15 protein-coding genes are annotated in these 14401 nt (G+C 67.8%); 10 read left to right on the top strand and 5 right to left on the bottom strand.

Annotated features, from left to right (window positions below; all coding sequences use genetic code 11):
• Window positions 1-134: 134 nt before the first annotated feature.
• The 4 genes from KCG34_RS24705 (at window position 135) to KCG34_RS24690 (ending at window position 4587) form a co-directional block, all read left to right on the top strand.
• Window positions 135-854, top strand: coding sequence for an NUDIX hydrolase (locus KCG34_RS24705; RefSeq protein WP_211938240.1), 720 nt, complete (start codon window positions 135-137; stop codon window positions 852-854).
• Complete coding sequence (locus tag KCG34_RS24700; RefSeq protein WP_211938239.1) at window positions 851-1441, top strand: NUDIX domain-containing protein; 591 nt, start codon at window positions 851-853, stop codon at window positions 1439-1441. The genes KCG34_RS24705 and KCG34_RS24700 overlap by 4 nt, the downstream gene beginning before the upstream one ends.
• A 98-nt stretch (window positions 1442-1539) precedes the next feature.
• Window positions 1540-1707 (top strand): 50S ribosomal protein L33, encoded by a 168-nt coding sequence (gene rpmG, locus KCG34_RS24695; protein ID WP_211938238.1) that lies wholly within the window; start codon window positions 1540-1542, stop codon window positions 1705-1707.
• A gap of 120 nt (window positions 1708-1827) precedes the next feature.
• Window positions 1828-4587 (top strand): M16 family metallopeptidase, encoded by a 2760-nt coding sequence (locus KCG34_RS24690; RefSeq protein WP_211938237.1) that lies wholly within the window; start codon window positions 1828-1830, stop codon window positions 4585-4587.
• Window positions 4588-4599: 12 nt separating this feature from the next.
• Here the strand turns inward: KCG34_RS24690 and KCG34_RS24685 are convergent, their stop codons facing one another.
• The 4 genes from KCG34_RS24685 to KCG34_RS24670 all read right to left on the bottom strand — a co-directional run bounded on the left by KCG34_RS24685 (window position 4600) and on the right by KCG34_RS24670 (window position 7977).
• Window positions 4600-5055, bottom strand: coding sequence for a hypothetical protein (locus KCG34_RS24685; protein WP_211938236.1), 456 nt, complete (start codon window positions 5053-5055; stop codon window positions 4600-4602).
• 12 nt (window positions 5056-5067) lie between these two features.
• Window positions 5068-5922: a sulfotransferase domain-containing protein gene (locus KCG34_RS24680; RefSeq protein ID WP_211938235.1), complete on the bottom strand. Its 855-nt coding sequence runs from the start codon at window positions 5920-5922 to the stop codon at window positions 5068-5070.
• A gap of 317 nt (window positions 5923-6239) precedes the next feature.
• Window positions 6240-7604 carry a PleD family two-component system response regulator gene (locus KCG34_RS24675; protein ID WP_211938234.1) on the bottom strand — a complete coding sequence of 455 codons (1365 nt, stop codon included), beginning with the start codon at window positions 7602-7604 and terminating at the stop codon, window positions 6240-6242.
• A 7-nt stretch (window positions 7605-7611) separates the two neighbouring features.
• The gene (locus tag KCG34_RS24670; RefSeq protein WP_211938233.1) at window positions 7612-7977 is read right to left on the bottom strand and encodes a response regulator; all 366 of its coding nucleotides are present in this window, start codon (window positions 7975-7977) and stop codon (window positions 7612-7614) included.
• A 104-nt stretch (window positions 7978-8081) separates the two neighbouring features.
• Between KCG34_RS24670 and KCG34_RS24665 the strand changes: the two genes are divergently transcribed.
• The 4 genes from KCG34_RS24665 to KCG34_RS24650 all read left to right on the top strand — a co-directional run bounded on the left by KCG34_RS24665 (window position 8082) and on the right by KCG34_RS24650 (window position 11395).
• A complete protein-coding gene (locus tag KCG34_RS24665) occupies window positions 8082-8735 on the top strand; it encodes an HAD family hydrolase (protein WP_211938232.1) in 654 nt (217 codons plus the stop codon).
• Window positions 8732-9643: an ROK family protein gene (locus KCG34_RS24660; RefSeq protein ID WP_211938231.1), complete on the top strand. Its 912-nt coding sequence runs from the start codon at window positions 8732-8734 to the stop codon at window positions 9641-9643. The genes KCG34_RS24665 and KCG34_RS24660 overlap by 4 nt, the downstream gene beginning before the upstream one ends.
• Window positions 9640-10893 carry a DNA polymerase IV gene (locus tag KCG34_RS24655; protein WP_211938230.1) on the top strand — a complete coding sequence of 418 codons (1254 nt, stop codon included), beginning with the start codon at window positions 9640-9642 and terminating at the stop codon, window positions 10891-10893. Before KCG34_RS24660 ends, KCG34_RS24655 begins: the two co-directional genes overlap by 4 nt.
• A 100-nt stretch (window positions 10894-10993) precedes the next feature.
• Complete coding sequence (locus KCG34_RS24650) at window positions 10994-11395, top strand: DUF4279 domain-containing protein (protein ID WP_211938229.1); 402 nt, start codon at window positions 10994-10996, stop codon at window positions 11393-11395.
• Window positions 11396-11452: 57 nt separating this feature from the next.
• Here the strand turns inward: KCG34_RS24650 and KCG34_RS24645 are convergent, their stop codons facing one another.
• Window positions 11453-12025 carry a histidine phosphatase family protein gene (locus KCG34_RS24645; RefSeq protein WP_211938228.1) on the bottom strand — a complete coding sequence of 191 codons (573 nt, stop codon included), beginning with the start codon at window positions 12023-12025 and terminating at the stop codon, window positions 11453-11455.
• 382 nt (window positions 12026-12407) lie between these two features.
• Here KCG34_RS24645 and KCG34_RS24640 point away from each other — a divergent pair, with 382 nt between their 5' ends.
• Both KCG34_RS24640 and glnA read left to right on the top strand, forming a co-directional pair.
• Window positions 12408-12746 carry a P-II family nitrogen regulator gene (locus tag KCG34_RS24640; protein ID WP_211938227.1) on the top strand — a complete coding sequence of 113 codons (339 nt, stop codon included), beginning with the start codon at window positions 12408-12410 and terminating at the stop codon, window positions 12744-12746.
• 37 nt (window positions 12747-12783) lie between these two features.
• Window positions 12784-14193 carry a type I glutamate--ammonia ligase gene (gene glnA / locus KCG34_RS24635; protein WP_211938226.1) on the top strand — a complete coding sequence of 470 codons (1410 nt, stop codon included), beginning with the start codon at window positions 12784-12786 and terminating at the stop codon, window positions 14191-14193.
• Window positions 14194-14401: the final 208 nt, after the last annotated feature.

The following is a 14401-nucleotide window of genomic DNA, read 5'->3' as shown; positions in this document are numbered from 1 at the left end:
GGTTTGTTGGGCTCCGAAATAGAGTCGTCATGGTGAGGAGGCCGCGCGAGCGGCCGTCTCGAACCCCGCATTGGCGCGCCCCCTTCCCCAACGACAATCTTTCCTCCCCCGCCAGCGCTCGTAAACTCCCCCTCATGGCCGATCCGATCCTCGAACCGAACTACGACCCCCGCTCCGACGGGGCCATGCGCGAAGCCGGGGCCAAGCTCGTGCGGCCGCGCGATGCGGCGACGCTGATCGTGGTGCGGCGCGATGGCGCCAAGCCCCGGGTGCTGATGGGCCGGCGACACGGCGGGCACGACTTCATGCCCGGCAAGTGGGTGTTCCCAGGCGGGCGCATCGACCGCAGCGACTTTTCGGCGCCGGCCGCCAGCGAACTGAAGCCCGAGGTGGCGGCGCGGCTGGAGAAGACCGCCCCGCCTCGCCGGGCGCGGGCCCTGGGCCTGACCGCGATCCGCGAGACCTTCGAAGAGACCGGGCTCCTGCTGGCGCGGCCAGCCCCGCCGCGGCCCGGCGCCGGCCCCTGGCGCGAGTTCCTGGAGGCCGGCGCGGCGGCCGACCTGGAGGCGCTGGACTTCATCGCCCGGGCCATCACCCCGCCCTATCGGCCCAAGCGCTTCGACGCCCGCTTCTTCGTCGCCGACGCCGAGCGGCTGGTCAGCCTGGAGCGGCGGGCCGACTGCGGCGAGTTGGACGAGATCGCCTGGGTCGAGCTGGAGGAGACCGGCGCCTTGGACCTGCCCAACATCACCCGCTTCGTGCTGCAGGAGCTGGTCCAGCGGCTGGACGAGCCGGGCCGCCCGGCGCCGTTCATGCGCTTCCAGCGCGGCGCGCGCCGGCTGACTCACCTGTGACGGCCTCCGACCGGCCGGTCCGCCCCCGCCACGCCGCCAGCCTTGTGCTGGTGCGCCGGTCTGCACGGCGGCTCGAGGTGCTGATGGGACGACGGCCGGTCAAGTCGCGCTTCGCCCCCGACGTCTATGTCTTTCCGGGCGGGCGGCTGGACCGCGCAGACTGGGCCACGGCGGCGGCGCGTCCATTGGACCCGGCGAGCGTGCGCCGCAGCGCCGCGCCTCCGGCCATGGCCGAGGCCCTGGCCGCCGCCGCTCTGCGCGAGACGGCCGAGGAGACCGGGCTGATCCTGCCGGCCGATCACGCCGCCCTGACCCTGATGGCCCGGGCGATCACCCCGACCAACAGCCCGATCCGCTTTCACGCCCGCTTTTTCCTGGCCGACTGGGACGAAGCCCACGGCCGCCACGCCGACAGCCACGAACTGACCGACCTCGCCTTTCGACCGCTGGACGAGGTGGCCCAATTGCCGCTGATGGACGTGACCGAGGCGGTGCTGGCGGGCCTGGCCAAGCTGGAGCAGGGGCGGCTGGAGCCGTTCCTGTTCACCTATCGCCGGGGACGGGCGCATATTCGTGCGCTGGACTAGCGAGCCAGCGTTGACAATCGGGGCGCAATGCGTATTTTCCGCGCCTCTCGGATTTCCCGGCGCAGGCCCGACGGCGCGCGCCCCGCAAAGGTTACGTCATGGCTAAGCCCGCCTCGATCAAGATCCGCCTGAACTCGACCGCGGACACCGGCTACTTCTACGTCACCAAGAAGAACGCCCGCACCATGACCGAAAAGATGACGGTCAAGAAGTACGACCCGGTCGTGCGCAAGCACGTCGAATTCAAGGAAGGCAAGATCAAATAGGCTGATCGCCTTTCAGATCGCGTTCGACGCCCGGTCCGCAAGGCCGGGCGTTTTTTGATTCTTGATCCCGAGTCGCAATCTGTGCTCTCGCCGTCAGAGCGGCGATGCGGAGGTGACGGGATGAAGCGGTTCTTGGCGACAGCGGGTTGCGCAGCGGCCCTTTCCCTGGCGAGCCTGGGCCTTGCCAGCGCAGCCCCGCCGCCGGCCCTGGCGCCCCTGCCCTCCGCCGACATCGCCTACAGCAAGTTCGTCCTGGCCAACGGCCTGACCCTGATCGTGCACGAGGACCACAAGGCCCCGATCGTCGCGGTCAACATCTGGTACCACACGGGCTCGAAGAACGAGCCGCCGGGGCGCACCGGCTTCGCCCACCTGTTCGAGCACCTGATGTTCGGCGGCAGCGCCAACTATCCGCAGGTCTGGTTCAAAGCCATGGAGCGGGTCGGCGGGACCGACATCAACGGCACCACCTATTACGACCGCACCAATTTCTTCGAGACCGTGCCGACCGCGGCCCTGGACATGACCTTGTGGCTGGAGTCGGACCGCATGGGTCACCTGTTGGACAAGTTCGACGAGAAGGTCCTGACCACCCAGCGCGGCGTAGTCGAGAACGAAAAGCGCCAGGACGAGAACCAGCCCTACGCCATCTCGGACGACGTCATCACCCGGAGCGTCTGGCCCGCCGGCCATCCCTACAGCCACACCGTGATCGGCGAGATGCAGGACCTGGACGCCGCGGCGGTGAAGGACGTCAAGGACTGGTTCTCGAAATACTATGGCCCGACCAACGCCGTAATCGTGCTGGCGGGCGACATCACGCCCGAGGAAGCCAAGGCCAAGGTCGAGAAATATTTCGGCGAGATCCCGCCCGGCCCGCCGGTGGTCCACCAGAAGGTCTGGATCGCCAAGCGCACCGGATCGCAGGTGGCGAGCGTGCGCGACCGCGTGCCCCTGGCCCGGCTCTACAAGATCTGGAACACGCCCGAGGTCGGATCGGCGGACGACGACTACTTGGTGCTGCTGTCCGACGTGCTGGTGGGGGACAAGACCTCCCGGCTCTACAAGCGCATGGTCTATGCCGACCAGACCGCGACCGACGTCTCGGCCACGGTCGACGAGCGCGAGATCGCCAGCCTGTTCGATGTGGAGATGACCGCAAAGCCGGGGGTGTCGCTGGAGACGCTCGACAAGGCGTTCAGGGAGGAGCTGGCGCGCCTGCTGCGCGACGGGCCGACGGCGGAGGAGGTCGAGCGCGTCAAGACCGCGCGGGTTTCCGGGATCATCCAGGGCCTGCAGCGGGTCGGCGGGTTCGGCGGCAAGTCCGACCTTCTGGCCTCGGGCTACACCCTGGAAGGCTCGCCGGACGCCTTCAAGACCCGGCTGGCGCGGATCGAGGCGGCGACGCCAGCCGACCTGAAGGCCGCCGGCCAGCGCTGGCTGAGCGACGGCGACTTCACCCTGCAGGTGACGCCCTTCCCCGACTACCAGGCCTCGGACAAGCCCGCCGACCGCTCGGCCCTGCCGGCGCCAGCGGCGATCAAGGCGCCGAAATTCGTCAAGTTCGAGCGGGCGACGCTGAGCAACGGCCTGAAGCTGATCGTCGCCGAGCGGCACGACAATCCCAGCATCAGCCTGCATCTGGTGGCGGACGCCGGCTACGCCTCGGACCAGGGCGGCAAGGCCGGGGCGGCGGGCCTGACCATGCGGCTGATGCCCGACGGAACCGACAGGCTGGACGCCCTGCAGATCAGCGCGAGGCTATCGGAACTCGGCGCGTCCTTGAGCGCCAGCGCCGGGCGCGACACCAGCGAGATCGACCTCTCGGCCCTGTCCGCGCGGCTGGATCCCGCCCTCGACCTGTTCGCTGACGTGCTACTGCGCCCGGCCTTCCGCGAGGCCGATATCGAGCGGGAAAAGGCGCTGCAGATCGCCCAGATCCAGCAGGACAAGGACGATCCGGTGCAGATGACCCTGCGGGTGCTGCCGCCGCTGGTCTATGGCCCCGGCCACGCCTATGCCGCGCCGCTGGACGGCCTGGGCGACGAGGCCTCGGTCACGGCCCTGACCCGCGAGGACCTGGTCCGCGACTACCAGACCTGGCTCAGGCCCAACGCCGCCACCCTGATCGTGGTCGGCGACACGACCCTGGCCGAGATCAGGCCCAAGCTGGAGGCGCGCCTGGCCGCCTGGAAGCCCGCGCCGGTCCCGGCCAAGAACATCGCCCCGGTCAGCCCGCCGGCGGAACCGCGCGTATTCCTGATGGACAAGCCTGGCGCCCTGCAGTCGGTGATCCTGGCCGCGATCCCGGCCCCGCCGCGCAACGATCCGGACCACCAGGCGATCAAGGTGATGAACACAGCTCTGGGCGGCGCCTTCAACTCGCGCCTGAACATGAACCTGCGCGAAGACAAGCACTGGGCCTATGGCGCCGGCAGCTTCGACGTCGACGCCCGCGGCCCGGGCCTGTTCATCGCCTATGCGCCGGTCGAGACCGACAAGACCGCCGAGAGCTTCGCCGAGGTGCGGCGCGAATTGGCCGGGATCGTCGGCGAGCGCCCCGTCACCCAGGCCGAGACCGACTTCGCCCACGCCAGCATGGTCAACGCCCTGGCCGGCGAGTGGGAGACCAATGCGGCCGTCGCTGGCAGCCTGGACGCCATCGCCACATACGGCCTGGCCGACGACTATTTCGACACCCTGCCCGCCCGCATCGAGGCGATCACGCCTGCGGACGCGGAAAAGGCCGCCAAGCGGGTGGTGCAGCCCGACCGCATGACCTGGATCATCGCCGGCGACCGCAAGGCGATCGAGCCGGGGCTGAAGGCGCTGGGGCTGAAGGTTCAGGTGCTGGACGCGGACGGCAAGCCGATCCCCTGATGGAAAGCCGGGTCAGCCCGGGTGGCCGGCGTCCACGCAATATTGCCGCCAGCCGCGCATGAACCGGGCGCTGCGCTCCATGGCATCCTGCGACAGGTCGGCGGGATTGTTGTCCTCGACCGCGGTGTCGACCTGGCTGTCGTCGAGCTGGCCCGGCTTGCCGGCGAAGGTGGCGAAGAAGCGGCGCACCCTGGCCTCGCCCGGCGGCGACTTCGCGACCTCCACCCGCCCGCACACCGCCGCGGCGGCCCGCGGCAGGTCGGCGGCGTAGCGATCTGGCCGATAGCTGGGCGCCGTGACTACATAGACATCGCTGAAGCGGGCGTCCGGCTTCAGCTCCAGGCTGTCGACCACCACCGTCTCGCTGATGGCGATCAGATGGTCATCGCTCGCCGCGACGGCGCTGCTTGGGGCCGCCGCCTGCGCGAGGCATAGCACGCACAGGCCAAGACGCAGGGACAGGGTCAAAGTAACGCCCCGTCAGGCGAGGGCCTGGCTCGCCACCCACTGTTCCGCAGCATAGTCATAGCCGAACGAATATTTCAGGTGCTTGGCCAGGAGGGCGTGAAGCACCGCCCGGTCTTCCTCCGAAAAGCGCGCACTGCCCCGATCGCGGTCCGCCGGGATGATCAACTCTCCGGCATTGGGATCGAGTTCGCGCCGCATCGATTCGCGCTGCGAGGCCTGGACGGCGGCTTCGATCGAACTGGGCGCCACCTTGACCTTGTAGTGGTTCAGCACCGCCGTCAGCCACTGGGTCGGGTCGGCCCTGACATCCTCGTAGCGGATCACCAGGATCCTGTCGGGATAGCGGCTGGCGAAGCGGCCCCAGCGATTGAAGAAATCTACGTACCACCAGATATCCGCCACGCCCTTTCGGCCCGGCGCCCGCACCCGGACGTAGTCGCTGAGGGTGAGGCCGGACTCTTCGCGCCATTTCACATAGTGGGACAGCATGGCCTGTTCAATGTCGCGGACCAGGACCACGACCGGCGGCAATCTCAGCATACGGAAGATCGGCCACAGGCCGAGGAACGAGGACGGCAGGTTGTGCGAGCTGCCGATCCGCGGGGCCTGGGGGTATTTGTGCGGCCACTTTGGATTGCCGACGAAATCGTTGGCCGTCTTGCCGCTGGCGAAGCGCGGGCGCGGCAGGTTGAGCTCGGTCGCAAGCGCGTTGCTGATCAGATATTTCAGCCAATGGGTTCCGGAATTCTTGGCCGTGACCATGAAGCCGTCGATATGGCGATAGTGCAGCAGGTGGAAATTGCTGAAGTCCGCAGCCGTGTCGCGCGCCAGCAGCGCGATACGTTCCCTGGCGGTGACTTCGTCCACAGTAACGCTCATGAATTGTAATAACATCCAACAGAGAGCGGCCTGGCGACAAGCATCATCCGCAATCGCCCAGCCAATTCCAACCCCCTAACGACGCCAGCGCCGAAGGCAAGTCGACCGAAAACGGCCCGCCATCGCTCAGGTTCCTGACCGACGATCAAGCTTAGTCTTGGCGCAGCCGAAGGCCGCGCCGAACAGCCCTGTAAGGTTGAATAGCACCCGCACATGGTCGGCTGTATTTCTGTACAGATACGTGATGTTGCTGGAGAGCAATACGTTCGCGGGCTGCCCGACCCTGGGGCGCCGCCGCCCAGACTTTAGGCCGCGCGGGCGACGACCTTGTTACGGCCCGCGGCCTTGGCCTCGTACAGCGCCTCGTCGGCGCGCTTGAGCACGGCGTCTGGCGTGTCGCCCTCGCCTATGGTCGCGGCGACCCCGATGGAGATGGTCGCGGTCAGCAGTTCTTTGCCCCCGGCGACCCGGAAGGGGGAGCCGCCGACGTGGAGGCGGATGCGCTCGGCTATGCGCTCGGCCGCCGCCAGGGGGGTGCCGGGCATCACCACCACGAATTCCTCGCCACCGAATCGGCACGGCAGATCGACCGCCCGCACATTGGTCGCCACACGCACGGCGAACTCGCGCAGCACTTCGTCGCCGACATCGTGGCCGAAGCTGTCGTTGATCTTCTTGAAGTGGTCGACGTCGATCAGAAGCACGCCCACCGGATCGCCGCCGCGGGCGGCGCGGGCCACCAGGGCGGTAAGCTGGCCGGTCATGTAGCGGCGATTGTGCAGACCGGTCAGCTGGTCGGTCACCGCCAGCTCCAGCGAGTGGTCCAGGTTCTTGCGCAGGAAGTCGGTGTAGCGCTTGCGCTTGATCTGGGTGCGCACCCGCGCGGACAGTTCCTGGGCGTCGATCGGGCGCGGCAGCACGTCATTGATGCCGATCTCCAGCGCCTTGACCATGCGCGGCCGCTCGCCGGGATCGATCACCGCCAGGATCGGCAGGTGGCGGGTGGCTTCGTCCGAGCGGATCTGAGCGGCCAGCCTGAGGCCATCGAACCGGCGGGCGTTGGCGTTGACGATAAGAAGGTCGACCGGCCCGCGGGCGGTCAGGTGGGCCTGGTCGGCGTCGCTCTCGATGATCGGGCGATGCTCGGCCGACAGCTCGTCGGCGATCTTGCGGGCCTGGCGCTCGTTGTCGTCGCAGATGACGATGCGCCCGCCGGTGCCGGCCAGTCGCGCGGCGGCGCCGGCGATCACGCCGATTCGGCGGCCGCTGGCCTCGCGCGCCCTCAATTCGTCGATCACCGTCTTCAACCGCGTCAGGCTGCGCACGCGTGAGAACAGCATGACGTCGTCGATCGGCTTGGAGAGGAACTCGTCGGCCCCCGCCTCCAGCCCGGTGATGCGGTCGCTGCGCCCGTCCAGCGCTGTCACCAGCACCACGGGAATGTGCCGCGTGGCCGGATCGTCCTTCAGCCGACGGCAGACCTCGAAGCCGTCCATGCCGGGCATCATCACGTCCAGGATGATGATGTCGGGATGCTGCGACTGGGCGATGGCCAGGGCCGTAGGGCCGTCCTCGGCCAGCAGCACCTCATAATACTCCGCCGTCAGCTTGGCCTCGAGGACGCGAAGGTTGGCCTCGATGTCGTCGACCACCAGGATACGCGCGGTCATGGCCGTATCACCCCAGATACCGGCGGATGGTGTCCAGGAAGTGCGCCACCGATATCGGCTTGGAGATATAGGCCTGACATCCGCCTTCGCGAATGCGCTCCTCGTCGCCCTTCATGGCGAAGGCGGTCACCGCCACCACCGGAATGTGCGAGAGGTCGTCGTCCTCCTTCAGCCACTTGGTGACTTCGAGGCCGGAGATTTCGGGCAGCTGGATGTCCATCAGAATCAGGTCGGGGCGGTGCTGCCGGGCCAGGGCCAGGGCCTGCAGGCCCTCGCGCGTCTGCAAGGTCTCATAGCCCTGGGCGTCGAGCAGATCATGAAACAGCTTCATGTTCAGCTCGTTGTCCTCGACGATCAGGACTTTCTTGCTCATACCGAACCTGGGCTCCGAGGCGCGTCGGACAAGGGCCTCAACCTCTTTCTAGGCTATTGCTAATCACACGATATCCTTAAGCGCGTATTGACCCGGAGCCATCGTTGCCCCCCGCCGCCCCCTTCGACCTGCCCCGCATAGACCGCGAAAAGCCCTTGCTGATCGTGGATGTGGACGAAGTGCTGGGCCTGTTCATGCATGGCTTCGGCGCCTTTGTCGCCCAGAGGGGGTACGAACTGCGGCTGGAGCGATTCGCCCTGTTCCAGAACCTCTATCGCCCGGGCGCCCTCGAGCACCTAGACTTGGACACCGGCCGCGAACTGTTCAATGAGTTCTTTCGCCACGGGTCCGAGGAGATGTTGCCGACGCCGGACGCGGTCGATTCGCTAACCGCGCTCTCGCCCCACGCCAGCATCGTCATCCTGACCAACGCCCCTGACCATGCGCGCGAGCCCCGCGCCCGCTGGCTGGCGCGGCACGGCATGGACTATCCGCTGCTGATCAATTCCGGGCCCAAGGGGTCTATGGTCGCCGCCTTGGCGGCCCTGACCGCCGGCCCTAGCGCTTTTGTCGACGACCTGATCCCCAACCTCGATTCGGCGGCCGAGGCGGCGCCGGCGGTCAGCCGCTTCCAGCTGGTGGCCGACCCGCGCCTGGCGCCTCTGGCCCCCTCGGCGCCCGAGCGGCATCCGCGAATCGACGACTGGCCGACCCTGCGCCTGGCCTTGGCCGAGGCCCTGGGGGTCAAAGTCCGATGATCCGCATCGGCGTCGACTTCGGCGGCACCAAGATAGAGGCGGCGGCCCTGGACGTCGAAGGCCGCTTCCAGGCCCGGGTGCGCGCGCCCAATCCCAGGGAATATCAGGCCGCGATGGAGCTGGTGCGCGACCTGGTGGCCGAGGCCGAGCGGCAGGCGGGCGCCACGGGTACGGTCGGCGTCGGCATGCCGGGCTCGATTTCTCCGCGCACTGGCCGCATCCGCAACGCCAACAGCACCTGGCTGAACGACCGCCCCTTCGCCGAGGATCTGCCCCGCGTGCTGGGCCGCCTGGTGCGTCTGGCCAACGACGCCAACTGCCTGGCTCTGTCTGAAGCCGTGGACGGCGCCGGGGCAGGCGAGCGGGTGGTGTTCGCGGTGATCATCGGCACCGGCTGCGGCGCGGGGCTGGTGGTGGACGGCCGGCTGGTCGAAGGCAGGAATGGCGTGGCCGCCGAGATCGGGCACATGGCCCTGCCCTGGCCTGCGGGCGACGAGTTGCCGGCGCCTGCCTGCTGGTGCGGCCGGCAGGGCTGCAACGAGCTCTATGTCTCCGGCTCGGGTTTCGAGGCGAGCTATCTCCGCGCCGGGGGCCAGCCCCTCGCCGGACCGGCCATCGTCGCCGCCCTGCGCGAGGGCGAGCCGCGCGCCAGGGCGGTGTTCGAGCGCTATGTCGACCGGCTGGGCCGGGCCCCGGCGGCGGTCTGCGACGTAGTCGACCCGGACGTGATCGTCCTGGGCGGCGGCATGTCCAATGTCGACGAGCTCTATCCCCTGCTGCCGGCAGCCATCGCCCCGCATGTGTTCAGCGACTGTTTCGACACGCCTGTGCGCAAGGCGGCGCATGGCGATTCCTCCGGCGTGCGCGGCGCGGCCTGGCTGTGGCCGCCGCCCGAGCGCGGGGCGTGAGCGGGCTCTGCCGCGACTGCCTGACCCGGGACCAGAGCCCGGCCGGCCGCTGCGCCCGTTGCGGCTCGCACCGCCGGGTGGTCCACGACGAGCTGGACCGGCTCGCTATCGCCCACATGGACTGCGACGCCTTCTACGCCTCGGTGGAGAAGCGCGACCGGCCCGAGCTGCGCGACCAGCCGGTGATCGTCGGCGGCGGCAAGCGGGGGGTGGTCTCGACCTGCTGCTACATCGCCCGCATCTATGGGGTGCGCTCGGCCATGCCGATGTTCCAGGCCCTGCGCCTGTGCCCCCAGGCGGTGGTGCTGAAGCCCGACTTCGCTAAGTACAAGGCCGACAGCCGCCGGATCATGGAGAAGCTGGAGGCCCTGACGCCCCTGGTTCAGCCGTTGTCGCTCGACGAGGCCTGGCTGGACCTGTCCGGCTGCGAGCGGCTACATGGCGGGCCGGCGGCCTGGGTGCTGGCGCGCTTGCAGGCCGAGATCGAACGCGAAGTGGGCATCACCGTCTCGGTGGGCCTCGCCCCGAACAAGTTCCTGGCCAAGATCGCCTCGGATCTGGACAAGCCGCGCGGCTTTTCGGTGATCGGCGCGGCGGAGGCCAAGAGCTTTCTGGCGACAAAGCCGGTGCGCATCCTTCCCGGCGTCGGCCCGGCCCTGGCCGCCTCGCTGGAGAAGCAGGGGTTTCGCACCGTCGGCGACCTCGCCCGGGCCGAGCCGAAGGCGCTCGCCGCCCGCTGGGGCTCGCATGGCCTGAGGCTGTCGCAACTGGCCGCCGGCGAGGACAGCCGCATCGTCGATCCCGAACAGGCCCGCAAGTCGATCAGCGCCGAGACCACCTTCATGGAGGACCTGTCGGGCCTGGAGCGGCTGGAAGACCGGCTGCTGCCCCTGTGCGAGCGGGTCGCCCGCACCGCCCGGCGCGAGGGCGTGGCGGGCCGGGTGGCCAGCCTGAAGCTGAAGACCGCCGGCTTCCAGATCATCTCGCGCCGAAGGACCCTGCCCGCCCCCACCCAGACCGCCAAGGTGCTGTTCGCCACGGCCCGCGAGATGCTGGCCGCCGAGGTGGGCGCCGGCCCCTTCCGCCTGATCGGCGCAGGCCTGTCCGACTTCGTGGACGCCGCCGAGGGTCTGGACCTGTTCGCCGACACCGAACGCCGCGCCCGCAAGAGCGAAACCGCCATCGACGCCCTGCGCGGCAAGTTCGGCGCCGGGGCGGTGGTGACGGGGCGGGTGCTGAAGGGGGAGTAGGAGCCGCGCAGAACCGGTTCGGAAAGCGGACGCTGCGAACGAGTCAGATGGGTGGGGAGCGGACTTTGATGTTGCGGCGTGAAATGCCAAGCTCGCGGCCATGCTCACTCTAACAATTGCCCGCTTCGATGTTGACCCAGACGCGGTCACAGACATCCTCGGTCTGGCTCCAACATCAGTTGCAAGGCGTGGAGAGCCCCGGCCAAGCGGGCGACTGCACGATTGCAACATGTGGCATCTGGAGCTGCATGCAGATCCGCTCGTCGATGGCCGTGAGCATGCAAATGCAATCACCACGTTGATCGGTCAGCTCAAAGGGCGCGAACACCTCTTCGCGGAGCTAGCCAAGACGGTCAGGCCCGCAAGTGTTTCGATCTACGGCGGTTTCTATGTCTCAGACGAACAGCAGGGTGTTTGGCTGGACCCTGACCAAATGGCTATCCTCGCGGCGTGCGGCATTGGGTGGGGCCTGGATCTATTCGAAGCGACAATGCTGAGCTGAACTTCCGCTCAGGGTCGCTCTCCACCTCTGAGCCCAGGTCAGTAACCGGACTCTCGCTCAAAGCACCTGCGTCTGCGCCTCCGGCCCCAGCTCCACCAGCCGCAGCCCCTCCGCCCCGACCTCGAACACCGTGATTGCGCAGTGGTCCGGGCGGAAGGCCAGGACCTCCTCCTTGCCCATCAGCGTGGTCACCGCCGCGTTGATCGCCACGAAATGGCTGAACACGGCCCAGCCGCCGAAATCGGCTAGCGCTGAAGCGATCCCCCTCCGCCAGGCGTCGTAGTCTAGGTCGCCTTTGGCTTCGGTCCAGCGGCCGGTGAACACCTGGCGCAGCCAGGGGCCGCGTTCGGCTTCGGTGAGGGCTGCGGGGGTGGGGATTTCGCCGAACCTCGGGTCGATCTCGACCGCGACGCCCAGGCGGTCGGCGAAGGGCTGGGCGGTTTCGCGGCAGCGGCGCAGGGGCGAGGACAGGACGCGGGTTGGGCGCTCGCCTTCCGGCAAGGCCATCAGGGCGTCGGCGGCGGCCTCCGCCTGGGCGCGGCCGGCCTCGTCGAGGCCCGGATCTGCGGCGGCCTCGTCGCCCCAGGTCGAGGAAGGCTTTCCGTGGCGGATCATGTAGAGGCGGGACATGGCGGGGGCGCTCGCGAATTTGTCGGTTTTCGCCGCAATCTTGATCAGACCGACGACAGAATGGCGACAGCCGAGATATCGGCCCTCACGAAAATCGTCGCCCTCGGCGCTTTGCCGGCGCCGCAACGGCGCCCGCAGGCTCGCCAGCGATCCGCATCCGCACACAACAGCCCATCGGCGGCGCCCAGGGCGGGCAATCCCGGAAACGATTACGAATTGAGCGGCGATTGACTAAAAACTGTGCGGGAGGCAAGACCGAGGCCCGTGTGGGCGCGCCCGCCAAAAAGGCCCCTTGTGACTCGTGGGCCGCCCGTGCTGCTTGCCGACACCTAACCTGGAGCGCCTCGGCGGCGCCCTCAAATCACATGGCCGCAACGACCCGATGAAAAAGATCGAAGCCATCATCAAGCCGTTCAAGCTGGACGAAGTGAAGGAGGCCCTGCAGGAGCTGGGCGTCCAGGGCATGACGGTGCTGGAAGCCAAGGGCTATGGCCGCCAGAAGGGCCACACCGAGCTCTATCGCGGCGCCGAGTACGTCGTCGACTTCCTGCCCAAGATCAAGATCGAGGTGGTCGTGTCCGACGGCCAGCTGGGCGCCGCCCTCGAGGCCATTCAGAACGCGGCCCGCACGGGGCGCATCGGCGACGGCAAGATCTTCGTCTCCGAAATCACCGACGTCGTGCGGATCCGCACGGGCGAAAGCGGCGCGGCCGCGATCTGACCACCGATACACCTGCTACCTAAGGGGAACCACGAGCATGGCGACTGCAAAAGAAATCCTGGCCAAGATCAAGGAAGAGGAGATCGAATACGTCGATGTCCGCTTCACCGACATGCGCGGCAAGCTGCAGCACGTCACCTTCGATCCCGCCCTGGTCGATGAAGAGTTCCTGACCGACGGCACCATGTTCGACGGCTCCTCGATCGCCGGCTGGAAGGCGATCAACGAGTCGGACATGAAGCTACGTCCGGACCTGAACTCGGCCAATATCGACCCCTTCTACCAGCAGAAGACCCTGTTCCTGTTCTGCGACGTGCTGAACCCGGACACCAACACCCCCTACAACCGCGACCCGCGCTCCATCGCCAAGGCGGCGCTGAACTACGTGAAGTCGGCCGGCGTGGGCGACACCGTGTTCTTCGGCCCGGAAGCCGAGTTCTTCATCTTCGACGACGTGCGCTGGTCCACCGCCCCGCACGACACCGGCTATTCCTTCGACTCCACCGAACTGCCGGCCAACACCAACAAGGCCTATCCCGAAGGCAACATGGGCCATCGCCCGGGGCCGAAGGGCGGCTATTTCCCGGTCAACCCGGTCGACTCCGCCCAGGACCTGCGCGGCGAAATGCTGTCGGTGATGGGCGAGCTGGGCATGGAGCCGGAAAAGCACCACCACGAAGTGGCGCCGGCGCAGCACGAGCTGGGCCTGAAGTTCTCCGACCTGATCACCATGGCCGACCGCCTGCAGCTCTATAAGTACGTGGTGCACAACGTGGCCGCCGCCTACGGCAAGACCGCCACCTTCATGGCCAAGCCGATGTTCGCCGACAACGGCTCGGGCATGCACGTGCACCAGTCGATCTGGAACGAAGGCAAGCCGCTGTTCGCCGGCGACAAGTACGCGGGCCTGTCGCAACAGTGCCTGTGGTACATCGGCGGCATCATCAAGCACGCCAAGGCGATCAACGCCTTCTCCAACTCGACCACCAACAGCTACAAGCGCCTGGTGCCCGGCTACGAAGCCCCGGTGAAGCTGGCCTATTCGGCCCGCAACCGCTCGGCCTCGATCCGCATCCCGCACACCGACAGCCCCAAGGGCAAGCGCATCGAGGTCCGTTTCCCGGACCCGATGGGCAACCCCTACCTGACCTTCACCGCGCTTCTGATGGCGGGCCTGGACGGGATCGCCAACAAGATCGATCCGGGCGGCCCGGCCGACAAGAACCTCTACGACCTGCCGCCCCGCGAGCAGAAGAAGATCCCGGAAGTCTGCGGCTCCCTGCGCGAAGCCCTGGACGCCCTGGACAAGGACCGTGGGTTCCTGAAGGCCGGCGGCGTGTTCGACGACGAATTCATCGACGCCTATATCGAGCTGAAGATGGAAGAAGTCGCCCGGCTGCAACTGCACCCGCACCCGGTCGAGTTCGACATGTACTACAAGTGCTGAGATCGGCGCACTTCAGCCGACACTAGTCAGGGGCCGCGGAGCAATCCGCGGCCTTTTGATTTTCTGGTGTGACCTCCACCCGAATTGAGAGCTGTTTGCGCTTGCCAAAACGACAGGGCTGCGGCCTCATTGCAGGCGGCGAGTACTGCGGACCACCGGGAACCGGGGCCGCGATCGGCGAAGAGCCGGCGAGTATCCAGGGAGCACG

Origin of the sequence: Phenylobacterium montanum (genome assembly GCF_018135625.1) — a bacterium.
Classification (GTDB): domain Bacteria; phylum Pseudomonadota; class Alphaproteobacteria; order Caulobacterales; family Caulobacteraceae; genus Poindextera; species Poindextera montana.
Note: the sequence above shows the minus strand (reverse complement) of the source record. Positions and strands in the feature narration are given on the sequence as shown.